Here is a 26,724-nt window from a genome sequence, read left to right as displayed (position 1 = left end):
TTATTTTTTCAGTCGCATCTCAGCAGCACGGGCATGAGCCGTTAAACCCTCACCATGCGCTAGCGTACTAGCAACAGCGCCTAATGTTTGAGCTCCTGCCTCACTCACTTCGATCATGCTGGAGCGTTTGATAAAGTCATACACGCCCAATGGCGAAGAGAAGCGTGCAGTGCGTGCTGTTGGTAAAACATGATTCGGGCCTGCACAGTAATCCCCTAGAGATTCGCTAGTATAGTTACCCATAAAGATGGCGCCAGCATGACGGATTAACTCAGCCCACTTACGCGGCTCAGTTGCACAAATTTCTAAATGCTCAGCAGCGATCGCATTGGCGATCTCACAAGCCTCGCCCATATCGCTTACCTGAATCAATAAAGCGCGATTAGTAAGCGAAGCTTCAATGACTTTCTTTCTTGGCATCTCTGGTAATAGCTTATTAATACTTACTTGCACTTGCTCAATAAATTTCTCATCTGGGCAAAGCAAAATAGATTGCGCTAACTCATCATGCTCTGCTTGAGAAAATAGATCCATCGCGATCCAATCGGAATTACTAGAACCATCGCAGAGAATCAAAATTTCTGAAGGGCCAGCAATCATATCGATACCAACAGTACCAAACACTCTGCGCTTAGCAGCTGCTACATAGGCATTACCAGGACCAACAATCTTATCGACCGGTGGAATAGTCTGTGTACCATAAGCCAAAGCACCAACAGCTTGTGCACCGCCAATCGTAAAGACGCGATCAACTCCAGATAAGTATGCAGCAGCCAATACCAAGGGGTTGCGAGCGCCATCAGGAGTGGGCACCACCATGATGACTTCTTTTACACCGGCAACCTTGGCAGGAATAGCATTCATTAATACCGAAGAGGGATAAGCCGCTTTACCGCCAGGAACATAAATACCCACGCGATCCAAGGCCGTGACTTTCTGGCCCAAGCGCGTGCCATCAGCCTCTTCATATTCCCAAGAGTGACAACCTGCTTCAATCTTTTGTTTCTCGTGATACGCACGCACTCTTTGCGCAGCAATATCCAAAGCATTTTTTTGCTCAGCTGATAAACCTTCGTAGGCTGTTTTTAATTCTGCTTGAGAAATCTCTAACTCAGTAACGCTAGTAACATTTAAGCGATCAAACTGCTTTGTAAAATCAATCACCGCCGCGTCGCCATTGGCTTTTACTTGTGCCAAAATTTTAACTACTGCAGCATCAATCGCCTCATCATCTGCCATCGGCAAAGATAGACTTGAAAGCAGAGTTTCTTTGAACCCAGAATCTTTGCTATTAAGGCGTTTGACTTTAACTTGCGCTGACATTTGAATATTTACTTACTTCAACAATTCAAAAAATGGCTGTAGCTGTGAACGCTTCCGTTTATAAGAAGCTTGATTAACCACTAAGCGTGCACTGATATCGGCGATTGGCTCAACCTCAACCAAACCATTTGCACGCAAGGTATTTCCAGTGGACACCAAATCTACAATCGCATCCGCTAATCCAACCAAGGGGGCTAACTCCATCGAGCCATACAAATGAATCGTATCGATGTGTACGCCTTTATTAGCAAAATGTTCACGTGCACAATTGACATACTTAGTGGCAATTTTTAGACGAGAACCTTGCTTTACCGCAGCCTCATAATCAAAGCCCTCTTTAACGGCAACGGACATACGGCATTTAGCGATATTCAAATCAAAAGGAACATACAAACCATCGGTGCCGTTTTCCATTAAGACGTCAAGGCCAGCAACTCCAAAATCAGCTCCACCAAACTGAACATAGGTCGGCACATCTGAAGCACGCACAATAATCAGGCGCACATCAGGATTGGAGGTCTCAATAATGAGTTTGCGCGACTTTTCTGGATCCTCAAGCGGACGAATACCGATCTTGGATAAGATCTCAGCAGTTTCTTCGAAGATGCGCCCCTTCGAGAGGGCTAAAGTTAACTTCATGGACTAATTATCTATCAGGCTTACTTGATTCGCTGAATGTTGGCCCCCAAGAGGGTCAACTTTTGCTCCATACGGTCATATCCACGATCTAGGTGATAAATCCGGTCTACCTGTGTTTCGCCTTGGGCGGCCAAGCCTGCAATTACCAAGCTGGCTGAAGCACGTAAATCCGTAGCCATTACGATAGCGCCAGATAACTTCTCAACACCCTGCGCAATTGCAGTATTACCCTCAATTGCAATATCAGCCCCTAGTCGGTTCATCTCTTGAACGTGCATAAAGCGGTTTTCAAAGATAGTTTCAGTAATCGTGGCGTTGCCCTCAGCAATCGCATTGACCGCCATGAGTTGAGCCTGCATATCTGTCGGGAAAGCCGGGTACTCAGAAGTGCGGAAGCTAACGGCCTTGGGGCGACTTTTCATGGAGGCTTTGATCCAATCAGGGCCCACTTCCATTTCTAAGCCAGCCTCTTTGAGTTTCACAATCACCGCATCCAATGTATCCGGACGACAGTGCTTGACCAACACCTCACCGCCAGCAGCCGCAACTGCGCATAAGAATGTACCCGCCTCAATACGATCTGCAATCACAGCATGTTCTGCACCATGGAGCTTCTCCACGCCCTCGATGACTAAGCGGTCGCTACCAATACCGGTAATCTTGGCACCCATTTTGACGAGCAACTCAGCCAAGTCGCCTACTTCAGGCTCTCGTGCGGCATTCTCCAAAATAGTTGTGCCTGACGCCAAAGTAGCAGCCATCAATAAATTCTCTGTACCAGTTACGGTGATCATGTCCGTCAAAATCGAGGCACCTTGCAAGCGCCCCGTGGCGGATTTGGTTTCTGCCTGAATGTATCCACTCTTAATCTTGATGGTGGCACCCATGGCTTTTAAGCCCTTGATGTGCTGATCCACTGGGCGTGCACCAATAGCGCAACCACCCGGTAAAGAAACCTTGGCATTATGCATTCTGGCAAGCAATGGACCGAGAACCAAAATCGAGGCACGCATGGTTTTCACCATCTCGTAGGTTGCCTCAGAACTCTTGATGGTTGCTGCGTTGAGCACTACATGGTTGCGGTCATTCGCATCTGGAAAACTAACAACTACTCCAATCTCTTGGAGAAGCTTGAGCATAGTACGCACATCTTGCAAATCAGGAACATTACGCAAAGTGATAGGTTGATCAGTCAACAAACAAGCGCACAAAATGGGTAGTGCTGCGTTCTTGGCGCCCGCAATCACCACCTCACCCTTTAGGGGGGTGCCTCCAACCATTCGTAATTTATCCATGAATCTATTCCAGTAAAAGGCTAATGTCGTATTTTAAGTTGGAGTGTTTTGTGCGAACTCTTGAGGAGTAAATGCTTTGATTGATAAAGCGTGAACTTCAGCTTTCATACGGTCACCCATAGCACCATATACCAACTGATGGCGCTGAATTAGACGCTTGCCTTCAAACTCTGGACTCACAATCGTCGCAAAAAAATGCTGTCCATCACCCTCAACTTTCACATGAGTACATGCGAGGCCCTGCTGAATATAGCCTTCAATTTGTTCTGGGGTCGGCAACATCACAATCTCCTGATTTCTAATTTCTGAATAATTTTTTAATTCGAATTTAAGGGGGGTAACAATTAGTTCCTGAGCTTGTAGCCTTTTTGCAGTAAACGCAAAGCAATCGCTGACACTACGACAAAGAAGCAGGTCACAATCACCAAACTATTCCACGGGGATATATCTGACACTCCAAAGAAGCCGTAACGGAAACCATCAATCATGTAGAAGAATGGATTGAAGTGCGATACCACTTGCCATTCTGCCGGCAAAGAATGAATGGAATAAAACACACCTGACAACATGGTTGCCGGCATGATGATGAAATTCTGGAAAGCAGCAAGTTGATCGTATTTATCAGCCCAGATACCAGCAATTAAACCCATGCTTCCCAAAATTGCTGCGCCTAAGAGAGCAAATGCGAGGATCCATAGCGGGTATTCAAAGGATGGTATTGCAAACCATGCCGTAATTATCAGTACGCCTGAGCCAACAACAATTCCACGAAACACTGCAGCCAAGACATAAGCGGCATAAAACTCTAAGTGACTAAATGGAGCTAGCAATACAAAAACTAGATTGCCAGTTACCTTTGATTGAATGAGTGATGAAGAAGTATTCGCAAATGCATTCTGCAACACGCTCATCATGACCAAGCCCGGAATTAAGAAGGCGGTGTAGTTCAAGCGACCATACACCTCTTTGCCTTCCAGCACATGTCCGAAAATCATCAAATACAGAACAGCGGTAAGCACTGGTGCCGCAACCGTCTGAAACGCTACTTTATAAAAACGCTTAATTTCTTTACGGAGCAATGTTGGGAAACCACTGCCATAGGAGATTGGCAGCTTATTTAAGATAGGTTTCATCGAGCGCCTCCCGACATGATGTTGACAAACACATCTTCGAGATCTGTCTTACCCTCGCCATCTTTCTTCACAGAGCCATACTGACTCAATAAATTTGCAGTGGTGTCCAAAGCAACAATCTTTCCTTGCTTGAGCATAGCAATGCGCTGGCAAAGTGCCTCAGCCTCTTCAAGGTAATGGGTTGTTAAGACAATCGTGTGGCCATCTTGATTTAAGCGACTAATAAATTGCCAAAGAGATTGGCGTAGCTCTACGTCAACACCAGCTGTTGGTTCATCCAAAATAATCACAGGCGGCCGGTGTACCAAAGCCTGCGCAACCAATACTCGACGCTTCATACCACCAGATAGAGAGCGCATATTGCTGTCAGCCTTATTGGTGAGATCCAGGTTCGCCATGATCTCGTCAATCCAGTCATCGTTATGACGAATGCCAAAATAGCCAGACTGAAATTGCAGCGTCTCTCTAACAGTAAAGAAGGGGTCGAATACTAGCTCCTGCGGCACGACTCCCAGCATGCGACGTGCGTCACGAAACTGACTCTGAACATCCGCACCCATGATTTCAGCATGGCCACGATCAGCAGTGACTAACCCAGCGAGAATGGAAATGAGCGTTGTCTTACCAGCACCATTGGGACCAAGCAAGCCAAAGAACTCACCTTGATCTATTGATAAGGAAACATCATCGAGCGCTTGTAGGGCGCCATAATTTTTTGATACGTTCTTTATCGATATTGCTGCATGCATGCTATGACAAACCTAGCAACTCAGCAACGCCATATACGCCAGCCAACACGGTTAACTTTTTCGGTGCATTTTGTATAGAAATCTGCTGACCCCCGGCTTGCAATTTTTTCTGCCATGCCAACAACACTGTTAGCACAGTAGAGTCAAAATCCTTGAGATTGATGCAATCTATATTTCTTAATGTCGCAAGATTTAACAGGCCATCCTTTTCTAACTGCAAAACATTATTCTGTGTCACTGAGGTGGGCAATAAAAATGGCATCTGCTATTTATCTTTGATTGATCTTGTGAGCTTTTTAGTTTGCTGGCTTTGCAGCAGCAAGCTGCTTATTGCGATCCTGCAAGAACTTCACCAAACCTTCCACACCATTCTGGCTAATCTGATTAGCGAATTGATTGCGATAAGCCTCTACCAGCCAAACACCCATGATATTCATGTCATAGACCTTCCATCCATTAGCTGTTTTTTCTAGGCGATAGTCGAGTGGTATGGGGTCACCACGACCAATCACTACAGTCTTCACAATGACCTCTTTATCGTCAGGAGCTGCACGCAAAGGCTTAAATTGAATCGTTTGATCGCGTAGCTGGCTTAGAGCGCCAGAGTAAGTGCGAATCAGTAAATTCTTAAACTCAGAAATTAATTGAGCCTGCTGCTCTGGGGTGGCTTTTTTCCAATTGGGGCCCATTGCCATTTCAGTAGTGCGGCGCATATCGGTATAGGGAACAATTTTCTTATCTACCAAATCTACGATGCGCGTGATATTGCCTTTTTGAATTTCTGGGTCAGACTTTACAGAAGCCATTACGTCTGAAACTACCGTCTTGATCAAACCATCTGGCGTTGACTGGTCAACTACTTGCGCAGAAACGCTACCTGCAAACAAAAACAAGCCTGTGAGCAAGGCTGTAAAGTATTTTTGAATGGGTTTTTGGCTTTTCATATTTCCTCGCTCTGGGCTGATGATTGAGGGCCATTTTAGCCTTTTCATCAATCTGATGTAATCAGCCAATATTACTCATAAGGATTTTGATATGGGGGCATTAATGGCTCTTCATCATTCCGACCCTCATTAATCTGATATTGACGTCTTTGGATGTACGCGTCACGCATAAAGCTGTACTTATCAATAGCTGCCCCATCCAATAAATCACCAGCTTCGTAATACGTATTTCGAGAATTGACTACCCTAAGACCAGTCAAGCTATTTCTTAAAGCAACATCTGGCAATAATCTAAATAAGTAATCTGACTCTAAATCCGCTGCGGTACCAAAGGTGTCGCGCACATTGCTTGGGCCAAAAAATGGCAAAACAACATATGGTCCCGATGGTATGCCCCACACCCCAAAAGTTTGACCCCAGTCTTCTTTATGTTTTTCAAGGCCACCTGGGGTTGCCAAATCAATTAAACCACCCAGGCCCATAGTGGTATTGACCACTACCCGCATAAGATCGTTAAATGCATAGTCTGGCTTGCCCTGCAATAGGTTTTGGAGGGCTGTATAGATATCGCTGTAGTTACTAAAGAAGTTGTAAATACCGTCACGCACAAACTCCGGCAAAACAAAACGATATCCGGCAACCACTGGCTTAAGAACATAAGCATCTAAGCCTTCATTGAATTCAAATACTGAGCGATTAAATGGCTCCCAAGGGTCCTGTGGAGATGGCTGAACACCTGCAGGTAAAGATGCACAACCAACCATAGCAGTCGCTATACCAAGTAGCACAACACGTTTAAACTTTGCCAGCGCCATTATTTTGCTGCACCTTTATCTTGCCCACTATCAGCTGCCTTGTTGTACAAGAACTGGCTAATCAGATTTTCTAGCACTACAGCAGACTGTGTCTGAGTGATCTTATCCCCTGCAGCCAACATATCATCGGAGCCGCCAGCCTCAAGACCAATGTATTGTTCACCCAATAAACCGGATGTCAAAATCTTTGCGGAAGAATCTTTAGGGAACTTATAAGTATCTTCAATCGTCATGGTGACGGTTGCTTGATAGGTCTTGTCATCAAAGGAGATGTTGGCAATACGACCAACAACTACCCCAGCACTTTTCACGGGAGCACGTGGTTTGAGTCCGCCAATATTGTCAAATCGAGCGGAGATTTTATAAGTAGGCGCAAAAGAGACGGCGTTCATATTGCCGACCTTTAATGCAAGAAATAAAGCAGCCAACAAACCAATGGCTACAAAGATTCCAACCCAAATATCAATTGCACTTTTTCTCATAAGAGTCCCAGTTTATTCTTTCTAATTCGAGAACATCATTGCAGTTAGCAAGAAGTCCAACGCTAAAACCGATAAAGAAGAAATCACCACCGTTCTAGTGGTAGCTTGCGATACGCCCTCAGGCGTTGGTTTTGCCTCGTAACCCTGATACAGAGCAATAAAAGTCACTGCTACACCAAACACCAGACTCTTAATCAGGCCATTACCAATATCAGAGAAGAGATCTACTCCGCCCTGCATCTGAGACCAGAAGGCACCAGAGTCCACGCCAATCAATGGCACCCCAACAAAGTAGCCGCCCATCACACCAACAGCCGTAAAGATCGTTGCCAAAATCGGCATTGCAATAATGCCAGCCCATAAACGCGGAGCAATCACACGACTTAATGGATCTACTGCCATCATTTCCATTGCGCTGAGCTGTTCGCCGGCTTTCATCAAGCCAATCTCTGCAGTGAGAGATGTGCCAGCACGGCCGGCAAATAACAAGGCTGTAATCACGGGACCCAATTCACGGGTAAGTGACAGTGCGACCAATAAACCCAAAGCCTGCTCTGAGCCATATCGATTAAGAGTGTAATAACCCTGCAGTCCTAAGACGAAGCCAACAAATAAACCAGATACCGCAATGATCACAAATGAGTGATTACCCACAAACAGAATTTGATCGGAAACTAAGCGAGGTCTTTTTAATAAAAATCCGGAACGCCAAATCACTGCAGCAAACATGCGAGCAGCAAGGCCAAGACTCGTTAAGTTACGACGAACAAAGAAACCGAGGTCACCGAAAAGATCTAAAGCCTTATGAAGGATGCTCATTTCAGACTCACTCCAAAATCTTCTGTAAGGCTTTGGCCTGGGTAATGAAATGGCACAGGACCATCCGGTGAAGCATCTAGAAATTGACGTACAAACGGATCGTTTGAACGACTCAATTCTTCTGGTGTACCTTCTGCACCAATACGACCATTTGCAATGAAATATACGTAATCGGCAATTTCAAATGTTTCTTCAACATCATGCGTCACCAAGAGGCTGGTCGCGCCCAGCGCTTGATTCAAATCTCGAATCAAGCGTGCAGTAATACCCAAGGAAATCGGGTCCAAGCCCGCAAAGGGCTCGTCGTACATGATCAACGGTGGATCAAGCGCAATCGCTCTTGCTAGAGCAACACGGCGTGCCATGCCACCAGAAATCTGTGAAGGCATCAAATCGCGAGCACCACGCAAGCCAACCGCATTCAGTTTCATGAGTACTAGTGATCGCAATAACTCTTCGCTTAAGTTGGTATGCTCACGCAAAGGAAAGGCGACGTTTTCAAAAACACTCAGATCTGTAAAAAGTGCGCCAAACTGAAAGAGCATCCCCATACGACGACGGGCAGCCATTAGCTCGGTGCCGTTCATTCTTCCAATGTCATGGCCCTCAAAAAGGACTTGACCAGACTGCGCTGTAAATTGACCACCAATCAGTCTCAGAATAGTAGTCTTGCCACAACCAGAGCCACCCATCACCGCAACAACTTGGCCACGGCGGAACTCCATATTGAGCCCCGATAAAATTTGCCGCTCACCAGGGGCATAGGAAAAGTTGACGTCCTTAATTTGAACTACAACTTCGCCATGGCCACCGCTAGAGGTTTTTTGCTTCACTTCCACCGAGTTGGCATGGCCACTGTTCATATCCTCGATATTATCGCGGCAGAACAGAAGACCCCATTAAATACTCGTCTACTGCTTGGGCGGCTTGGCGACCTTCACGAATTGCCCAAACAACCAAAGACTGTCCACGGCGCATATCGCCAGCAGCAAAGACCTTTGGAACATTGGTTTGATAAGCGTTTTGGCCATCAACCGTAGCCTTTGCATTGCCGCGGGCATCTTTTTCAACACCAAATGCATTGAGAACCTGGGCTGCAGGTGATACAAAGCCCATAGCTAAAAATACTAAATCTGCCTTAATCTCAAATTCAGAATTTGGCATTTCTGCCATCTTTCCGTCTTTCCACTCCAAACGCACACAGATTAGCTTCTCCAATTTGCCGTCTTTGCCTTCAAAACGCTTGGTGGCAACAGACCAATCGCGCTCACAACCCTCTTCATGTGATGAAGAAGTTCGCAACTTAGTTGGCCAGTAAGGCCATACCAAAGGCTTGTTTTCAGTTTCGGGTGGCTGTGGCAACAATTCAAACTGAGTAATCTTGGCGGCGCCATGGCGATTAGAGGTTCCAACACAATCAGACCCGGTATCACCACCACCAATTACTACTACATGCTTGCCAGTTGCAGAAATCTCGTTTTTGAAATCACCTGCATTTTCTTTATTCTGTGGAATCAAGAATTCCAAAGCGTAGTGAACACCCTTTAACTCACGACCAGGAACTGGCAGGTCGCGTGGCTGCTCAGATCCACCGCTAATCACAACAGCGTCAAAATCTTTCATCAGCTGATCGGGTGAAACGGTTTTAGTTGAGTAATTTTTAACTTCGGCACCAATCGCCTCTTTGCCAACAAATACGCCTGTCTCAAACTTCACACCCTCGGCTTGCATTTGCTCAACACGACGATCGATCAACCACTTTTCCATTTTGAAATCAGGAATACCGTAGCGCAACAAGCCGCCAACACGATCGTTCTTTTCAAATACAGTAACGTCATGGCCCACGCGTGCCAATTGTTGTGCAGTTGCCATGCCAGCAGGGCCGCCGCCAACAACAGCTACCTTCTTACCTGTCTTGGTTTTGGATGGTTGTGGCTTAACCCAACCATTTTCCCAGCCCTTATCAATAATGGCATGCTCAATAGACTTAATACCAACCGCATCACTATTAATACCTAAGGTGCAGGCAGCTTCGCAAGGTGCTGGGCAAATACGACCAGTGAACTCGGGGAAGTTATTAGTGGATTGCAATACATCTAATGCATTCTTCCAGTCATCATGAAATACCAAATCATTGAAGTCAGGGATGATGTTGTTTACTGGGCATCCGTTATTGCAAAACGGAATGCCGCAATCCATACAGCGTGCGCCTTGTACTTTAGCCTCATCATCCGTTAATGCGGCAACGAACTCTTTGTAGTGATGGAGGCGTTTAACGGGAGCTTCGTAGGTTTCCTCTACGCGCTCAAACTCCATAAATCCAGTGACCTTACCCATATCGAATCCTTAGTATCTTTTCTTAATGTCTATATTGATTAAGCTGCAACAGTTTTGTTTTGCGCTTTTTCCCACAACTCACCTAAAGCACGCTTGTACTCAGTAGGCAGCACTTTCACAAAACGACCGCGAGCATTTTCCCAATCAGCTAAGAGTGCTTTTGCACGCTCTGAACCGGTGTGGCGGAAGTGACGCTCGATCAAGCCCTTCAGAATTTGCTCATCAGTCATACGCTCGCCACCGTCCTTCACGTCAACAGGGGCATGCCACTCTGACTGAGGCATCTTGGCAATCTGTTCAGCTGAAGGCAATACTTTTTCCAAAGTCGCCATACTGGTATTGCAACGCTTGTCAAAGAGGCCATCTTCATCATAAACATAAGCAATACCGCCGCTCATACCCGCTGCAAAATTACGCCCAGTTGCACCCAAGACCACAACAGTACCGCCAGTCATGTATTCGCAACCGTGGTCGCCGGTTCCTTCAACTACCGTTGTGGCACCAGAGTTACGAACTGCAAAACGCTCACCAGCCACACCATTGAAGAATGCTTCACCGCTAATGGCACCGTAGAGAACAGTATTTCCAACAATGATATTTTTTGCTGTATCACCACGGAACTCATGTGGGGCACGCACAATCACACGTCCACCAGATAAGCCCTTACCAACATAGTCATTACCATCACCAACCAAGTCCAAGGTGATGCCGCGCGCCAAGAAGGCAGCGAAACTTTGACCAGCAGTGCCATTCAATTGAATATGAATCGTGTCATCCGGCAAACCAGCATGGCCATAACGCTGAGCGATTTCTCCGGAGAGCATTGCGCCAACAGTACGGTTCACGTTCTTCACTGGAACAATGAAAGAAACTTTCTCACCACGTTGCAGGGCTGGCTCACTCTTCTCGATAAGCACGTTATCTAAGGCGCTGTCTAAACCATGATCCTGAGTCAAGATTTGATAACGAGGAGAATCTTTAGCAACATTAGGCTCAGCAAAAATCTTGCTGAAATCCAAGCCATGCACTTTCCAGTTTTCAATACCTTTGCGCGTATCCAAGAAATCAACGCGACCAATCAAATCATCAAACTTACGAATACCGAGTTGCGCCATGATCTCGCGCACTTCCTCTGCAATAAAGAAGAAGAAATTCACAACGTGCTCTGGCTTACCAGAGAACTTCTTACGCAACTCAGGGTCTTGTGTTGCAACGCCCACTGGGCAGGTATTCAAATGACACTTGCGCATCATGATGCAACCCTCAACAACCAATGGTGCCGTTGCAAAACCAAACTCATCTGCGCCCAATAGAGCACCAATCACGACGTCACGGCCAGTTTTCATTTGACCGTCAGCCTGCACGCGAATGCGGCTACGTAAGCCATTAAGTACCAATGTTTGTTGCGTCTCAGCTAAACCTAATTCCCATGGGGAACCAGCATGCTTAATAGAGGATAGTGGAGATGCGCCTGTACCGCCGTCATGTCCAGCGATCACGACGTGATCTGCTTTCGCTTTAGCAACACCGGCAGCAATCGTACCGACACCAACTTCAGAAACCAACTTCACAGATACATCAGCAGCTGGGTTAACGTTCTTCAGATCGTGAATCAACTGCGCAATATCTTCAATCGAGTAAATATCGTGGTGTGGAGGAGGAGAAATTAAACCAACGCCTGGCACAGAGAAACGCAATTTGCCGATGTAATCAGAAACTTTACCGCCCGGCAATTGACCACCTTCTCCAGGCTTGGCACCTTGGGCCATCTTGATCTGAATCTGATCAGCAGAACGCAAATATTCAGTAGTAACACCAAAACGGCCTGAGGCAACCTGCTTAATTCTGGAGCGCAATGAATCACCATCGAGCAAAGGAATGTTTGCTTCAACTACATCATCACCCAAAATACTGGCTAAGGTTTCACCCTTCTTAATAGGAATACCTTTAAGCTCATTGACATAACGATTTGGATCTTCACCACCCTCACCAGTATTGGACTTACCGCCAATACGATTCATAGCAATTGCCAAAGTAGCATGCGCTTCAGTAGAAATAGAGCCTAAGGACATCGCGCCCGTTGCAAAACGCTTGACGATTTCTTTTGCAGACTCAACTTCATCCAATGGAATTGCTTTGGCTGGATCAATCTTGAACTCAAACAAGCCACGCAACGTCATCTGACGCTTGGTTTGGTCATTGATGATGTTGGCATACTCTTTATAAGTCTGATAACCCTTGTCGATACCAATACGAGTCGAGTGCTGTAACTTCGCAATCGTATCTGGAGTCCACATATGGTTCTCACCACGAATACGGAATGCATACTCCCCACCAGCATCAAGCATATTAGTTAAGACTGGATCATTGCCAAATGCGGACTGGTGCATACGCAATGCTTCTTCAGCTACTTCAAATACGCCAATACCACCTACGTTAGATGGGGTACCTTTGAAGTAATGGTCAATCACTTCCTTGTTAAGACCGATGGCTTCAAAAATCTGTGAGCCGGTGTAAGACATGTAAGTAGAGATACCCATTTTGGACATCACTTTTTGCAAGCCCTTACCAACCGCTTTGACAAAATTCTTCACAGCTTTTTCTGCTGAAAGATCGCCAGACAAACCTTTAGCCATTTCAGCCAAAGTTTCCATCGCTAAGTAAGGGTGAACTGCTTCAGCGCCATAACCAGCTAGGAGGGCAAAATGATGCGTCTCTCTCGCGCTACCCGTCTCAACAACGAGGCCAACGCTAGTACGTAAACCTTTTTCCACTAAATGCTGATGAATCGCTGAAGTTGCCAGCAATGCAGGAATAGCCACATGCTGTTCATCAACCTGACGGTCGCTCACGATCAAAATGTTGTAACCAGAGCGAACCGCATCAGCTGCTTCGGCACACAAAGATGCTAAGCGAGCTTCAATACCAGCTTTGCCCCAAGAAGCTGGGTAGCAAATATCTAACTCATATGAGCGGAACTTACCGTTGGTGTAGTGACCGATGTGACGAATTTTGGTCATGTCGTCAAAATCTAAAATCGGTTGACTTACTTCCAAGCGCATTGGTGGATTGATATTGTTGGTGTCCAACAAATTCGGCTTAGGTCCAATGAAAGACACTAAAGACATCACCATGTTTTCACGAATAGAGTCAATCGGAGGATTGGTCACCTGCGCAAACAATTGCTTAAAGTAGTTATAGAGTGGCTTGTTCTTGTTAGAGAGCACAGCTAATGGGCTATCGTTACCCATCGACCCAATTGCCTCTTCGCCATTCATGGCCATAGGCGCCATGAGATACTTGATGTCTTCTTGGGTGTAACCAAAAGCTTGCTGGCGATCTAATAATTTTGCAGCTGGGCGAATAGTGTTCTTTTCATCCACCAAGTCAGCTTTGCTTGCATCAACTTCATCGAGCTTCACGCGCACCGCGTCAATCCAACTCTTATATGGCTTGGCTTTAGAGACGGCATCTTTCAATTCAACGTCGTCAATAATGCGGCCCTGCTCCATATCAATCATGAACATCTTGCCTGGTTGCAAGCGCCATTTTTGAACAACCTTGCTCTCTGGAATTGGCAATACGCCAGCCTCAGAACCCATGATGACTAAATCATCATCTGTAACGTAATAACGCGCTGGACGCAAACCATTGCGATCTAAGGTCGCACCAATCTGACGGCCATCTGTAAATGCCATAGCGGCTGGACCATCCCATGGCTCCATCATTGCTGCATGATATTCATAGAAGGCGCGGCGGTTTTCATCCATCAATGAATGTTGTTCCCATGCCTCTGGAATCATCATCATCATGGCTTGTGCTAATGGATAACCGGACATCACTAATAACTCTAAGCAGTTATCAAAACACGCTGTGTCAGATTGACCTGGATAAATGAGTGGCCATAATTTTTTGAGGTCATCACCCAACACTGGGGAGCTGATCGCACCTTCTCGCGCGTTCACCCAGTTGACGTTACCTTTAACGGTATTGATCTCACCGTTGTGCGCAATCATGCGGTATGGGTGAGCTAACTCCCAAGCTGGGAAAGTATTGGTTGAGAAGCGCTGATGCACTAAAGCTAATGCAGATACGGTACGTGGATCTTGTAAGTCTTTATAGTACGCACCCACTTGGTTTGCTAACAACAAACCTTTATAAACAATGGTACGAGCGGACATCGATGCAACAAAATATTCTTTGCCATGCTTTAAATGTAAATCTTGAATAGCATGGCTTGCAGTTTTGCGGATGACATACAACTTACGCTCCAGGGCATCCGTTGTCATGATGTCACGTCCGCGCCCAATAAAAATTTGACGGATAAATGGCTCTGTCATTTGAACGGTTGGAGACATGGGCAATTTCACATCGATGGGTACATCTCTCCAACCCAATACGACTTGACCTTCTAAACGTACAGTGCGCTCTAATTCTTGCTCACAAGCTAAACGAGAAGCATGTTCCTTAGGTAAGAAAATCATGCCGACACCGTACTCACCGAACGGTGGCAACTCAACGCCATGCTTTGCCATTTCTTCGCGATACAAAGTATCGGGAACCTGAATCAATATTCCTGCGCCATCACCCATTAGAGGGTCCGCACCTACGGCTCCCCGGTGATCCAAGTTCTCAAGAATTTTCAATCCCTGAGTAACAATCTCATGTGACTTCTTGCCTTTAATGTGGGCAACGAATCCTACGCCGCAAGCATCATGCTCATTTTGTGGATCGTAAAGACCCTGCGCGATTGGACGAAGGTCTGTGTTCATTTGTGTAGTCATGGTATTTCCGTTTGCCCTGGGGGCCTGATTACTTTTGGAGAATCAAATATAGGGGAATACCCATGTTGATGCAATAGAAATAAAATGAGTCTGTCCCATTTAAATTAGGCAATAAGTAAAATTCATTTATATAAAGGGGACAGAGTCAGAACTTTATGGCCAAGCAGTAAAATACTAAAGACCTTAAGTATTACTTAAGTCATTGAATTTATTGGTATTAATTTTTTTGGACGTCCACGATGTCGGATTAGTACTTGATCGGGATTATCTTTGAATACGCTCTTTGCATAGATATCGCTGACCCAAGGCTTGGATCTCACTAATGCCTCAGTAATTTCGCGATCTTCCCAGTGAGGTGCGCCTTCCTTAACAAACCCTGCCCATGTCATTTGTCGCTCAAACGGGGTATTACCCAGCTTCCAAAAGTGCTGGTGATCAACCAACCAAGGCTCAGCATTACCACCAATGTGGGAGGCAAAACTAGTCCAAGTTGAATCTTGAGGGTTCGATTCAAAGCCAGCCCTTACGGGATTGAGCTCAATATAACGCTGGCAACGCAGAAAATAATCAGGGTCTATTAGCGAAGAACGATAACGCCCCTCCCAAATTGTTCCAGAACGGTGGTGCTGTTGATTGAAATACTGGGCATAACGCCTACCTAGAGATTGCATCGTCTTCGCAAGCGAATCTTCATTTTGGGGAGTCATTAAGAGATGCACATGGTTTGGCATCAAAGCGAATGCATGCACTGCACTACCAAATTGTTTTGCTGCCTCTCGCAGCCAATCTAAATAGGTGCGGCGATCAGAATCATTAAAGAAAAGTGTTTCCCGATTATTGCCACGAACCATGACATGCATTGCTTGGCCAGGAATAATGGTACGCGCTTGCCTTGCCATTGCTAAAACGAACTACTGCAGTTCGCGCACACCGCCATTATTAGAGAACTCGGGGATAAACCAATCACCATCAACTTGAGTCACACCTGCCGGCACTTCACGCGCTTGTTGTGGCTGATCTTTTAACGCGGTGCTCATATAAGAGATCCACATAGGCAGAGCAAGACCGCCACCAGTTTCACGATCACCTAAGCTTGCCGGCTTATCAAAACCAATCCAAGCAATTGCAACTACCTGCGGGTTATATCCCGCAAACCAAGCATCGTGGGACTCATTAGTAGTACCCGTTTTACCGGCAATGTCAGAGCGACCCAATTTCGCTCTTGCACTTGCGGCGGTTCCAGTCTTCGTGACCTCTTGCAACATACTATCTATCACAAAGGCTGTGCGCGCATCCAATACACGAGTCGCATCCTCGTGTGCGTGAGTAGGTTTAGCTTCAAATAAAACTGTACCCTTTGAATCCGTCATCTTATTAATTAAGTATGGGTCTACACGATAGCCGCCGTTAGCAAACACACTATATGCGGATGCCATTTGCAAAGGGGCCACGGTGCCTGCGCCTAATGCCATCGTTAGGTAAGGAGGATGCTTTTCTGCCTCAAACCCAAAGCGCTGAATATATTCTTGCGCATAGGAGGGGCCAATGGCGCGGATTAGGCGAACAGAAACCAAGTTTTTTGATTTAGCCAAAGCAATACGCAAACGCATCATGCCCTCATACTTACCATCATAGTTTTTTGGCTCCCAGGCTTGGCTACCTGTTTCCATACTGCCAATCGATAATGGCGCATCGTTCACCATGGTGCTTGGAGAAAAACCTTTCTCGATTGCGGCAGCATAAATAAACGGCTTAAATGAGGAGCCTGGCTGGCGTTGGGCCTGAGTCACATGATTAAACTGATTACGGCGGAAATCAAACCCCCCCACTAATGAGAGGATCGCGCCCGTATCAGCATTCATAGAAATAAAGGCGGCCTCAACCTGAGGGAGTTGTGCCAACTTCCAAATACCCCCATCGGATATCAATCTAATAATGGCACCAGGGCGTAAACGTTTTTTTGGTTGAGTACTATCAGTTAAGGAAGCAGTAGCTAGTTTCATGCTCTCACCCTTTAAGGTGATCACATCCCCAGTAGCAATCATGACCTGCATTTCTTTTGGCTTGACATCAAGCACTACCCCAGACTGCAAATCATCTAACTGGGGATAAGCTAACAAAGCCTCGTCAATTGCACGCTGACGCTTCGTCGCATCTTCCGGTAAATCAATGAAACCTTCTGGACCACGATAAGCATGGCGCAAATCATATTCAAAAATACCGCGACGCACCGCTCTATATGCAGCATCTTGATCTGCCTTCAAGAGCGTGGTGTATACATCAATCCCTTGGGAATAAATTGCCTCGCCGTATTGACTAAACAATAATTGACGCACCATCTCTGAAGCAAAATCGGCGCGAGTACTAAACTCATTTCCCAAGCCCCGAATATGCAACTCTTCTGCCATGGCAACTTGATACTGCTCGGGAGTGATGTATGACAAATCCCGCATACGCTGCAAAATATATTCCTGTCGAATTTTTGCGCGACGAAAATTGCTTACTGGGTTGTATGCCGATGGTGCTTTTGGCAAACCTGCCAACATCGCAGATTCAGCAATCGTGATGTCCCTTAATTCTTTCCCAAAATAAATCTGGGCTGCGCTAGAAAATCCATACGCCCTTTGCCCCAAAAAAATCTGATTCATATAAATCTCAAGAATCTTATCTTTGCTTAATTGAGACTCAATTTCCCAAGAGAGGAGAACTTCATAAATCTTACGACTAAAGGTTTTTTCGTTACTCAGAAAAAAATTCCGGGCAACCTGCATCGTGATGGTTGACGCACCCTGCGAAAGATTACCGCGTAAATTGGTGAGCGCAGCCCTTAAGATGCCCACGTAATCGACGCCACCATGAGAGTAGAAACGATCATCCTCAATAGCCAAGACCGCATTACGCATGGTCATTGGTATTTCGCTCAAAGGAATTACCTTTCGGCGCTCCTCTCCAAACTCACCTATTAAGACTTTGTCAGCTGTATAGATACGTAATGGTGTTTTTGGGTTGTAATCAACTAAAGCGGAAATTTTCGGCAAATTCGGCTTCGCAATTAAGAAGGCGTATCCCAGTAGCAATGTGACCACCACCGCAAAGAGCATAGTGATAATTAGTAAGGCCTTAATCAGGGGATTACTTCCAGATTTTCTCTTCGAGAAGCCCTCCGCTCTTGGCTGACCAGGGCGTCTATCAGGCTGTCGGTTGAACCGCCCATTTAAGGGCGGCTTGTCTTTTGGGGGTAGAGCCATAGAGTCAAATTATAGGGTGCTTACGCATTTTCCCTGAAAGCTCCAAAACCCTTGTTTTAAATATTTTTTAGCAGATTTTTCTGACAGCTAATTCTGCTTATACAGATCGTTTTTACTATTCTCAGGGCAAACAATATGGCATGCCTCCACGCCATATTTCCCCCCAATCTTTTGACGATATTCTGAGTGAGCTCGGAGACGACCCTGCCATTCCAGACCCCCATGGCATTCGCAAATCATCCTCCCATCCCAGAGTCGATACAACACCCCAAAACAAAACTCCCAAGCCTGCTTTTTCTGCTAAATCCTTTGAACTAAAGGGCCTGACTTTCGGTTCACCTTGGATCGTTGGCAGCCTCCTATTGCTCTGCGGGGGATGCCTCTTTTTTTATTTTGATGGCAATCAATCTGGGAACGAACTTGAGATAAGAACCCTAGAAAACCAACTATTGGCACTCAAAGAAGAATTTGAATTCTCACAAACCGAATGGGCATCTGAGAAAGAAGATCTATACCAGGCAATAGAAGAAATAGAAGTAAGCATTCACTCAATTGATATACAACAGCCAACCCAGAGCTCTCAAAGTAAACCTGCAGTGATTCCGTATGAGGCCGATCTTCGTCGCTGGCGATATTTAGGCATCACCCGTATGGGGACAGCAGAACAAGCCTTTTTCCATACCGGCAATTCCACAAAAATGGTGATCAAGGGGGAGGCAACTCTGGGGGAATGGCGCCTAACCCAAGCCGAAAAAGAGCTAGCTGTTTTGACTCACCCGAAAGGGAAATCCATCACTTTTAAGTCGACCCAATCAGAGTGACCCTATTGAAAATCCCATTAAAAACCCTCGCCAACTTTCTACTCTTATTGATGGCTTTTTATTTGAATCCAGCCCTCGGAAGCCACCCCGAAGCAAACTCATCGGTGTACCGCAAAGATAGTCGCATTAGCCTGCAATTTAGCCAAATTGAATTGACCGAGCTATTGCAGGTTTTAGCCAAAATGGGGGATACCAACTTTCTCCTCAGCGAATCCATTCAGGGCAAGATTTCAGTTGATCTTAAGGACACCCCTTGGCAAACCGCTCTCCATTCCATTCTTGCAAGTCGAGGCTTGAGACTCGTTCGAAATGGAGATATTTACTGGATTGGCCCTCATGCAGAAATTCAAAGTTTCCAAAAGTATCGACGGGAAGACGCCGCCCTACCTTTTGGAGGCGATCACATTAACAGCCCTCGGCAAATTCTCATAGAAGCTCGCATTGTTGAGGCTGATCAGCGCTTTGCCCGCGAACTTGGAGTGAAGTTGGGGTATCAAGCGAATGGTATTGGTGGTCACCCAGACCAAAATGCCAACGCCAATCTCGATCTAGGAGGGACTGGTTTAGCTGGCTTTAACCCGGCCACCTTGGCTGCAACTTTGGTTTCCAAGAATGCAGCCCGCCTGCTGCAAATGGAGCTCTCAGCCCTGGAATCCGATGGTCAAGGCAAGATTTTGTCTAACCCCCGGATCATGACTGGCGACCAAGTTAAAGCCACAATTGAGCAAGGAACCGAGCTTCCCTATCAAGTGAGCTCTCAAAGTGGGGGCAAATTGCAGTTTCGTAAGGCGAACTTACGCCTAGAGGTCTTGCCGAAAATTCATCCAGACGGAAAGATCTCCATGCTGGTCGGTATTAATAAGGACACTATTGGCATGAAAACCGAGCAGGGTTATGCCATTGACACTAAAAACCTCAGTTCTGAAGTCACCGTTGAAAATGGGGGCACGGCCATCATTGGGGGCATTTTTCAAACCACCGAACGCGATGACGAGGTCAAGGTTCCACTTCTCGGAGATATTCCTTTGATTGGGCATTTATTTCGCCATAAATCTAAATTAGCAGATAAAACCGAACTATTAGTCTTCTTAACCCCCACTGTGCTCGACAAACACTAATAAAATCGAGGGGTGAACTCTTCATCAAACAATATCTTCCTAATTGGCCTTATGGGCGCCGGGAAGTCGACTGTTGGTAAATTGCTGGCCAAGAAATTAGGTCGCCGCTTTTTAGATGCTGACCATGTGATTGAAGATCGTTGTGGAGTCAAAATTCCGGTCATTTTTGAAATGGAAGGTGAAGATGGATTTCGCAAACGCGAGGCTCAGGCCATTAAAGACATTACAGCTGAACATGATGTCATTTTGGCAACCGGTGGCGGCGCCGTCCTCCTGCCAGAGAATCGTCAATTCCTCAGCGAAAGAGGAACAGTAATTTATCTGCACGCCAATCCGATGGAGCTATGGCATCGGACTAAAGGTGGCGAAGGTAGGCCACTTCTTAAAAATGGTGATGCAAAAAAGATTTTAGAAAACCTATACGCTATTCGTGATCCCCTGTATCGCGAAATCGCTGACTATGTCATTGAAACTGGAAAGCCCAGCGTCAATCAACTAGTCAACACTCTTATCATGCAACTCGAACTCTCCGCATAAATTTACCCATGAAAACATTAGAAGTTGATCTAGGCAATCGTAGCTACCCCATTCATATTGGTACAAATTTAATAGATCAGCCAGAATTATTTAGCGCCTGCGAAAAGGCGACATCGATTTATATCGTTACCAATACTACGGTAGCCCCTTTATATGCAGAACGTCTAACCAAGACCTTAGAGAAACTCGGCAAGCCAGTCAGGACCATTGTCTTGCCTGATGGAGAGTCTTATAAGGACTGGAAAAATCTTCAGTTAATTTTTGATGACCTTCTGAAGTTTGGCGCTGATCGTCAAACCATGTTGGTTGCTTTAGGTGGCGGTGTCATTGGTGATATGACTGGATTTGCTGCTGCTAGCTTTATGCGAGGCATCCGCTTCGTTCAAGTGCCAACAACCTTACTAGCTCAGGTGGACTCCTCTGTCGGCGGCAAGACAGGCATTAACCATCCACTTGGGAAAAATATGATTGGGGCGTTTCACCAGCCTGCAGCAGTCATTGCCGACCTCAATACATTGAAGACATTACCTGCCCGTGAGCTATCTGCGGGCCTAGCTGAAGTAGTCAAGCATGGCGCTATTGCGGATGCGGAGTTCTTAAGCTGGATTGAAGCAAATGCAAAATCTTTATTGGCATGCGATACCGCGGCAATGGCGCATGCGGTGTTACGTTCTTGTGAAATTAAATCCGCGGTTGTTTCAGCAGATGAGAGAGAAGATGGTATTCGAGCTACTCTCAATTTTGGACACACCTTTGGTCATGCGATTGAGGCCGGCATGGGTTATGGCGAGTGGTTGCATGGTGAAGCCGTTGGCTGTGGCATGGTCATGGGAGCAGACCTCTCACGACGCCTGAACTTCATCACTCAAGATGAGGTCAATCGCCTTACTCGCATCATTCAATCTATGAATCTACCGATAGCGCCCCCTAAGTTTGGTGCGCAACGTTATATGGAATTAATGCAAGTAGATAAAAAGACTGAGGGCGGTCAGATTCGATACGTTGTCTTAGAAAAGATTGGCAAAGCTCAAATTAAGAGCGTTCCCGATGCTCAAGTTATCGAGACACTCACAGCAACTGGGGCGGTTTAATTTTCCGGGCTATCGCCGCTTATTTCCGGAGAAGTCCAATAGTGATCGCCTGACCAGCTTGAGCGCTAGCAAACTCTGATAAGTCACTCAATAGCTCGCGCCCAGTTTTGGTATCCAACCACCGCGGTGAAGCTACAGAACCAGCCCAGCGATAGTGATAACCGCCAGATTTAGCCGCTACCCAAATTTCATGTAAAGGGGGTTGGGTATTAACCACAATCACACTGCGATCCCTAAATCGAATATTGATGACATTTCCACCTTGGCGCTCAACATCGAGATCGAGGTCCAATTCATCATCTGCGGCCTCTAATGCCGCTTCAATTGACTGCAACAAATTACTGCCCAATTGATGGAACTGCTTATCGTCAATGGTTTCTACAGTCAAATTACCCGGCTTCATATTAGAGTCCTGCATGCTATATTCAATCATTCGTTTTAGAGACATTCATGATAGCGATTCTTAAAAGAACTCTCGGCATTAGCCTTCTAATATCCCTTGTTGGATGTGGGGTTAGAGGGCCTTTATATTTGCCAAATGTACCACCAGCACCTAGCCCACCCTCTGAACCAGAGCCCAAAGGCAAGCTCTATCCACCTCAAAGCCCTGCTGCTACTAACCCATCATCGGCCAAGCAATGACAAGTAAAGCGATTCCACTCCCCGACTTAGCTGGATTTACAGAACGCAATGGCACTTGGTATGCAGAAGAAATTCCTTTGTCAGATTTGGCAAAAGAGTTCGGCACACCCCTGTATATCTATAGCAGGAAGGCTTTAACCCAAGCGTATCAAGCTTATGACAAAGCGTGCCTAGATTCCTCTGGCAAAAGACGTGCTCGTGTCCACTATGCAATGAAGGCTAATAGCAATCTTGCAGTGATTGATTGCTTTAAAAAATTAGGCTCTGGATTTGACCTAGTGAGTGGCGGTGAGTTAGCTCGTGCCCTTGCAGTAGGCGCAGATCCAAAGAGTTTGGTATTTGCAGGTGTTGGCAAATCTGCCTCCGAAATTGCACAGGCATTAGAGGCTGGTGTTAAATGCATCAATGTGGAATCGATTGCAGAGCTCCACCAAATTAATCGTGTTGCCACTAAGTTGAATTGCCGCGCCCCAATTTCTTTACGCGTAAATCCCGATGTAGATGCTCAAACTCATCCTTATATTTCTACTGGATTAAAAGGAAATAAATTTGGTATCGCCTATCACGAGGTTCTAAAAACTTATCGTGAAGCTGCTTTGCTTTCACAAATTGATGTGGTCGGTATTGACTGCCATATTGGCTCCCAAATCACTACAACCGCGCCCTACCTTGATGCGCTTGATAAGGTTCTTGAGTTAGTAACCCAATTGAAAAAAGAAGGTATTGAGATTCATCATCTTGATTTAGGCGGCGGTCTTGGCATCTCTTACGGCGACGACAACCCACCCGACATTACTGAGTTCACCAACACCTTACTCAATCGCGTTGCAGAGCGTGGCTTTGCTCATCTCGATGTAGTCTTGGAGCCTGGCAGGTCCTTGGTAGGCAATGCCGGCGTACTCTTGACTCAAGTGGAGTACCTCAAGCCCGGTGCTGAGAAAAACTTTTGCATTGTGGATGCAGCAATGACAGAGTTAATGCGCCCCGCTCTCTACGAGGCGTATCACGGCATTGTTCCAGTGCAAACTAAACAGGTTGCAAGCTCTACTTATGACATCGTTGGACCCGTATGCGAATCTGGTGACTGGCTTGGAAGAGATCGTGAGCTTGCTGTTGAAGAAGGTGATCTATTGGCTATTCTTTCAGCAGGCGCGTATGGCTTTGTTATGGCATCAAATTACAACACCAGACCTAAGCCTGCAGAAATTATGGTTGATGGAAAAAATGCATACCTTATTCGTGCGCGCGAAAATGTTGCTGATCTTTTTGCTAGCGAAACTATCTTGCCAAACTAAATTTAATTAATAATTTATTGGGCCTGGTAAATTTCTAGGCAATAAAAAACCCCGCTGCAATCGCGGGGTTTTTGTTTTTACTGAATGCTCAATTAATGCAAGCCTGCCATGTAATCAGCAACAGCCTTCATTTCTTGATCAGAAAGCTTAGTAGCAATCGTAGTCATCTGCGTACTATTCTTACGAGTACCTTCGCGGAATGCTAGCAACTGAGCTGCGTTGTACTCAGCCCATTGGCCACCCATACGTGGATACTGCGCTGGAATACCGGCGCCAGTTGGGCTATGGCAGGCTGCACATGCTGGAACGCCCTTAGCGGCGATGCCACCACGATAGATACTTTGACCCAATTCAATCGTGTCTTTATTTTGCGCAACACCCTGGGATACTGGCTGTTTAGCCAAATAAGCAGAAATATTGTTCATATCTTGCTCAGTCAAGGTGGCAACCATTCCCATCATGACTGGATTGGCGCGTGTGCCATCCTTAAAGTTCTTTAACTGCTTGGTAGTGTAAGCGGCATGCTGAGCAGACAACTTAGGCCAAGTTGCTGTTGCACTCTGGCCTTTAGGGCCATGGCAAGTCAAGCAGGCTGTCACGCCACGGCTAGCATCACCGTTAGAGTAAAGCGCTTCGCCAGCTGCTGGATCGACTTTTGGCTTACCAGGAACTACCGGCTTAGCAGCAGCTTCCGCCATTGGGGCAGCCGCAGTGGCAGCATCTGCAGCATTAACTACGCCGGAGAAGCTGGTCATTGCCAGAACTAAGCCAGCGGCTAGGCTAGCGCTGACGCTAGTTAATTTGGAGATTTGAGAGGTTTGACGCATTATGTTTACCTTGGCAAAAATTCCTAAAAGTGTTTGGGCCCTACTTTTACAACCTTTTACCCAACACCATGAGATATTTCATGATTTTGCGTGATTTTACAATAGCTTCTGGACATGTCTAAACTCTTTCAAGCCCGATTCGCGACCACAGTCAATGACACCCATTGCCTGCCTGCCACTCCACTCCGGGAGGTGGCCTTTGCTGGGCGCTCAAATGCGGGTAAATCTAGTGCAATTAATGTACTTTGTAACCAAAAACGGCTTGCTTTTGCCAGTAAGACGCCGGGGCGTACGCAACACATTAACTATTTTGGGCTTTTTGCTAAGGATGACCTATTAGCCTATTTGGTGGATTTACCAGGATACGGCTATGCCGCCGTTAATCATGAGACCAAATACCACTGGAATAGCCTTCTAAGCGATTATTTGCAGGAGCGCGAGCAACTGGTCGGGATGATTCTCATCGTCGACTCCAGACGCGGAATCACCGATTTAGACGAGCAAATGATTCAATGGTTTGTACCAACCGGCAAACCAATTCATATTTTGCTCAGTAAGTGTGACAAGCTTAATAAAAGCGAATGCAAGCATGCCTTAGAGGCGGTACGTAAACGATTACAGCAATATGATCCTGCCCTTCCAGATGGAACGGGCGACTCAAAACGACTTACGGCACAATTATTCTCAAGCACCAAGCGAATTGGCCTTGAAGAGGCCGACAATACAGTTATTAAATGGTTATTTGAAGCAGAGACTCAAGAAGATGAAATCACAAGCTAACTCTTTGTTGAACTTTCCGGCGCACCGCCCACGTCGCATGCGTCACGATGATTGGTCGCGTCGCCTGATGCAAGAGAACAGCGTTTCGGCCAATGACTTGATCTACCCAGTGTTCCTACTTGAAGGCCAAGGTAAATCAGAAGCTGTTAGCTCCATGCCGGGAGTTAATCGCGTATCTCTCGATTTACTTTTTAGCGTTGCCGAAGAATGCGTTTCATTAGGCATTCCTGTGATGGCACTCTTTCCAGTGATTGATGCATCTCTAAAAACGCCTGATGGCAAAGAAGCTTTTAATCCCAATGGATTAATTCCAAACGCAGTGCGTGAGCTCAAGAAACGCTTCCCCAATTTGGGCATCATGACCGATGTCGCACTTGACCCTTACACAAGCCACGGTCAAGATGGTGTCTTAGATGAGCAAGGTCGTATTCTGAATGACGAGACTACGGCAATCTTGGTCCAACAAGCGATTGCTCAAGCTCAAGCTGGTGTTGATATCGTGGCACCATCAGACATGATGGATGGCCGCATCGGAAAAATTCGTGAAGCACTAGAGCAAAATAAACTCATTCACACTCGCATCATGGCTTACTCAGCCAAATACGCTTCGGCTTTTTATGGTCCATTTCGGGACGCAGTAGGCTCGGCAAAAAATTTAGGTAAAGCCGATAAAAAAACCTATCAAATGGATTGCGCCAATACTGATGAGGCTTTGCGGGAGGTTGCACTCGATATCAGCGAAGGTGCTGATATGGTGATGGTCAAGCCTGGTATGCCTTACTTAGATATCGTACGCAGAGTTCGTGATGAATTTAATTACCCAACCTACGCATATCAAGTGAGCGGTGAATACGCCATGCTCAAAGCCGCTGCACAAAACGGCTGGCTTGATCATGATGCCGTCATGATGGAGTCCTTGCTCGCATTTAAACGTGCTGGTGCAGATGGCATCTTGACGTACTTCGCGCTTGAGGCTGCGCGTCTTCTCAAAGCAAGTAAATAAATTTGATGATGAAGACTGAATAAGTTTTACTTATTCAGTTTC

Annotated in this window: 26 protein-coding genes; 8 read left to right on the top strand and 18 right to left on the bottom strand. The window is 46.1% G+C overall.

The genetic code is table 11. The features are described 5' to 3' along the window. The 16 genes from hisD to FD975_RS00500 form a co-directional block, all read right to left on the bottom strand. Complete coding sequence (hisD, locus tag FD975_RS00575; protein WP_215302373.1) at nucleotides 1-1,323, bottom strand: histidinol dehydrogenase; 1,323 nt, start codon at nucleotides 1,321-1,323, stop codon at nucleotides 1-3. 12 nt (nucleotides 1,324-1,335) lie between these two features. Further along, a complete protein-coding gene (gene hisG, locus FD975_RS00570; RefSeq protein ID WP_215302372.1) occupies nucleotides 1,336-1,962 on the bottom strand; it encodes an ATP phosphoribosyltransferase in 627 nt (208 codons plus the stop codon). A 20-nt stretch (nucleotides 1,963-1,982) separates the two neighbouring features. Beyond that, on the bottom strand, nucleotides 1,983-3,257 hold the full coding sequence (murA, locus tag FD975_RS00565) for a UDP-N-acetylglucosamine 1-carboxyvinyltransferase (protein ID WP_215302371.1): 1,275 nt from the start codon (nucleotides 3,255-3,257) through the stop codon (nucleotides 1,983-1,985). Nucleotides 3,258-3,290: 33 nt separating this feature from the next. After that, on the bottom strand, nucleotides 3,291-3,539 hold the full coding sequence (locus tag FD975_RS00560) for a BolA family protein (RefSeq protein WP_215302370.1): 249 nt from the start codon (nucleotides 3,537-3,539) through the stop codon (nucleotides 3,291-3,293). Nucleotides 3,540-3,601: 62 nt separating this feature from the next. Then, complete coding sequence (locus FD975_RS00555; protein ID WP_215302369.1) at nucleotides 3,602-4,390, bottom strand: ABC transporter permease; 789 nt, start codon at nucleotides 4,388-4,390, stop codon at nucleotides 3,602-3,604. Beyond that, the gene (locus FD975_RS00550) at nucleotides 4,387-5,139 is read right to left on the bottom strand and encodes an ABC transporter ATP-binding protein (protein ID WP_215302368.1); all 753 of its coding nucleotides are present in this window, start codon (nucleotides 5,137-5,139) and stop codon (nucleotides 4,387-4,389) included. The genes FD975_RS00555 and FD975_RS00550 overlap by 4 nt, the downstream gene beginning before the upstream one ends. 1 nt (nucleotide 5,140) lies before the next feature. Further along, nucleotides 5,141-5,401 carry a lipid asymmetry maintenance protein MlaB gene (locus FD975_RS00545; RefSeq protein ID WP_215302367.1) on the bottom strand — a complete coding sequence of 87 codons (261 nt, stop codon included), beginning with the start codon at nucleotides 5,399-5,401 and terminating at the stop codon, nucleotides 5,141-5,143. Between the two features lie 34 nt (nucleotides 5,402-5,435). After that, nucleotides 5,436-6,083 carry a phospholipid-binding protein MlaC gene (locus FD975_RS00540; RefSeq protein ID WP_215302366.1) on the bottom strand — a complete coding sequence of 216 codons (648 nt, stop codon included), beginning with the start codon at nucleotides 6,081-6,083 and terminating at the stop codon, nucleotides 5,436-5,438. 71 nt (nucleotides 6,084-6,154) lie between these two features. Then, nucleotides 6,155-6,898 (bottom strand): VacJ family lipoprotein, encoded by a 744-nt coding sequence (locus tag FD975_RS00535; protein ID WP_215302365.1) that lies wholly within the window; start codon nucleotides 6,896-6,898, stop codon nucleotides 6,155-6,157. Further along, nucleotides 6,898-7,380 (bottom strand): outer membrane lipid asymmetry maintenance protein MlaD, encoded by a 483-nt coding sequence (gene mlaD, locus FD975_RS00530; RefSeq protein ID WP_215302364.1) that lies wholly within the window; start codon nucleotides 7,378-7,380, stop codon nucleotides 6,898-6,900. Before mlaD ends, FD975_RS00535 begins: the two co-directional genes overlap by 1 nt. A 21-nt stretch (nucleotides 7,381-7,401) precedes the next feature. After that, nucleotides 7,402-8,199: a lipid asymmetry maintenance ABC transporter permease subunit MlaE gene (gene mlaE / locus FD975_RS00525; protein WP_215302363.1), complete on the bottom strand. Its 798-nt coding sequence runs from the start codon at nucleotides 8,197-8,199 to the stop codon at nucleotides 7,402-7,404. Further along, entirely contained in the window at nucleotides 8,196-9,062 is an 867-nt protein-coding gene (locus FD975_RS00520; protein ID WP_251371203.1) for an ABC transporter ATP-binding protein, read from the bottom strand. The genes mlaE and FD975_RS00520 overlap by 4 nt, the downstream gene beginning before the upstream one ends. Nucleotides 9,063-9,072: 10 nt before the next feature. After that, nucleotides 9,073-10,536: a glutamate synthase subunit beta gene (locus tag FD975_RS00515; protein ID WP_215302362.1), complete on the bottom strand. Its 1,464-nt coding sequence runs from the start codon at nucleotides 10,534-10,536 to the stop codon at nucleotides 9,073-9,075. Nucleotides 10,537-10,574: 38 nt separating this feature from the next. Continuing rightward, the gene (locus tag FD975_RS00510) at nucleotides 10,575-15,320 is read right to left on the bottom strand and encodes a glutamate synthase-related protein (protein ID WP_215302361.1); all 4,746 of its coding nucleotides are present in this window, start codon (nucleotides 15,318-15,320) and stop codon (nucleotides 10,575-10,577) included. A 194-nt stretch (nucleotides 15,321-15,514) separates the two neighbouring features. Then, nucleotides 15,515-16,219, bottom strand: coding sequence for a transposase (locus tag FD975_RS00505; protein WP_215302360.1), 705 nt, complete (start codon nucleotides 16,217-16,219; stop codon nucleotides 15,515-15,517). Between the two features lie 12 nt (nucleotides 16,220-16,231). Then, nucleotides 16,232-18,568 (bottom strand): penicillin-binding protein 1A, encoded by a 2,337-nt coding sequence (locus tag FD975_RS00500; RefSeq protein ID WP_215302359.1) that lies wholly within the window; start codon nucleotides 18,566-18,568, stop codon nucleotides 16,232-16,234. Between the two features lie 140 nt (nucleotides 18,569-18,708). On the opposite strand from FD975_RS00500, the gene FD975_RS00495 reads away from it, so the two are divergent. Genes FD975_RS00495 through aroB form a run of 4 tightly spaced genes read left to right on the top strand, consistent with a single transcriptional unit; the run spans nucleotide 18,709 to nucleotide 22,135 of the window. Beyond that, nucleotides 18,709-19,389 carry a hypothetical protein gene (locus FD975_RS00495; RefSeq protein WP_215302358.1) on the top strand — a complete coding sequence of 227 codons (681 nt, stop codon included), beginning with the start codon at nucleotides 18,709-18,711 and terminating at the stop codon, nucleotides 19,387-19,389. Nucleotides 19,390-19,394: 5 nt separating this feature from the next. Continuing rightward, nucleotides 19,395-20,507, top strand: a complete 1,113-nt coding sequence (locus FD975_RS00490; protein ID WP_251371202.1) for a secretin and TonB N-terminal domain-containing protein — start codon at nucleotides 19,395-19,397, stop codon at nucleotides 20,505-20,507. A gap of 12 nt (nucleotides 20,508-20,519) precedes the next feature. Then, nucleotides 20,520-21,044 carry a shikimate kinase gene (locus FD975_RS00485; protein ID WP_215302357.1) on the top strand — a complete coding sequence of 175 codons (525 nt, stop codon included), beginning with the start codon at nucleotides 20,520-20,522 and terminating at the stop codon, nucleotides 21,042-21,044. 8 nt (nucleotides 21,045-21,052) lie between these two features. Beyond that, nucleotides 21,053-22,135 (top strand): 3-dehydroquinate synthase, encoded by a 1,083-nt coding sequence (aroB, locus tag FD975_RS00480; protein WP_215302356.1) that lies wholly within the window; start codon nucleotides 21,053-21,055, stop codon nucleotides 22,133-22,135. Nucleotides 22,136-22,154: 19 nt separating this feature from the next. On the opposite strand, the gene cyaY is transcribed toward aroB, so the two are convergent. Next, nucleotides 22,155-22,583 (bottom strand): iron donor protein CyaY, encoded by a 429-nt coding sequence (gene cyaY / locus FD975_RS00475; RefSeq protein ID WP_371743382.1) that lies wholly within the window; start codon nucleotides 22,581-22,583, stop codon nucleotides 22,155-22,157. Between the two features lie 2 nt (nucleotides 22,584-22,585). On the opposite strand from cyaY, the gene FD975_RS10510 reads away from it, so the two are divergent. Continuing rightward, nucleotides 22,586-22,777: a lipoprotein gene (locus FD975_RS10510; RefSeq protein WP_215302355.1), complete on the top strand. Its 192-nt coding sequence runs from the start codon at nucleotides 22,586-22,588 to the stop codon at nucleotides 22,775-22,777. Then, nucleotides 22,774-24,072: a diaminopimelate decarboxylase gene (gene lysA, locus FD975_RS00465; RefSeq protein ID WP_215302354.1), complete on the top strand. Its 1,299-nt coding sequence runs from the start codon at nucleotides 22,774-22,776 to the stop codon at nucleotides 24,070-24,072. The genes FD975_RS10510 and lysA overlap by 4 nt, the downstream gene beginning before the upstream one ends. 92 nt (nucleotides 24,073-24,164) lie before the next feature. Here the strand turns inward: lysA and FD975_RS00460 are convergent, their stop codons facing one another. Then, nucleotides 24,165-24,899, bottom strand: coding sequence for a cytochrome c (locus tag FD975_RS00460; protein WP_215302353.1), 735 nt, complete (start codon nucleotides 24,897-24,899; stop codon nucleotides 24,165-24,167). Nucleotides 24,900-25,013: 114 nt separating this feature from the next. Here FD975_RS00460 and yihA point away from each other — a divergent pair, with 114 nt between their 5' ends. Together yihA and hemB are read left to right on the top strand one after the other, a co-directional pair. Beyond that, nucleotides 25,014-25,679 (top strand): ribosome biogenesis GTP-binding protein YihA/YsxC, encoded by a 666-nt coding sequence (gene yihA, locus FD975_RS00455; protein ID WP_215302352.1) that lies wholly within the window; start codon nucleotides 25,014-25,016, stop codon nucleotides 25,677-25,679. Beyond that, nucleotides 25,663-26,682, top strand: coding sequence for a porphobilinogen synthase (hemB, locus tag FD975_RS00450; RefSeq protein ID WP_371743381.1), 1,020 nt, complete (start codon nucleotides 25,663-25,665; stop codon nucleotides 26,680-26,682). Before yihA ends, hemB begins: the two co-directional genes overlap by 17 nt. Nucleotides 26,683-26,724 lie beyond the last annotated feature (42 nt).

The sequence above is a fragment of the Polynucleobacter sp. AP-Jannik-300A-C4 genome (genome assembly GCF_018688335.1).
Taxonomy (GTDB): Bacteria; Pseudomonadota; Gammaproteobacteria; order Burkholderiales; family Burkholderiaceae; genus Polynucleobacter.
The sequence above is the reverse complement of the archived record's forward strand: the minus strand, read 5'-3'. Positions and strand labels throughout refer to the sequence as shown.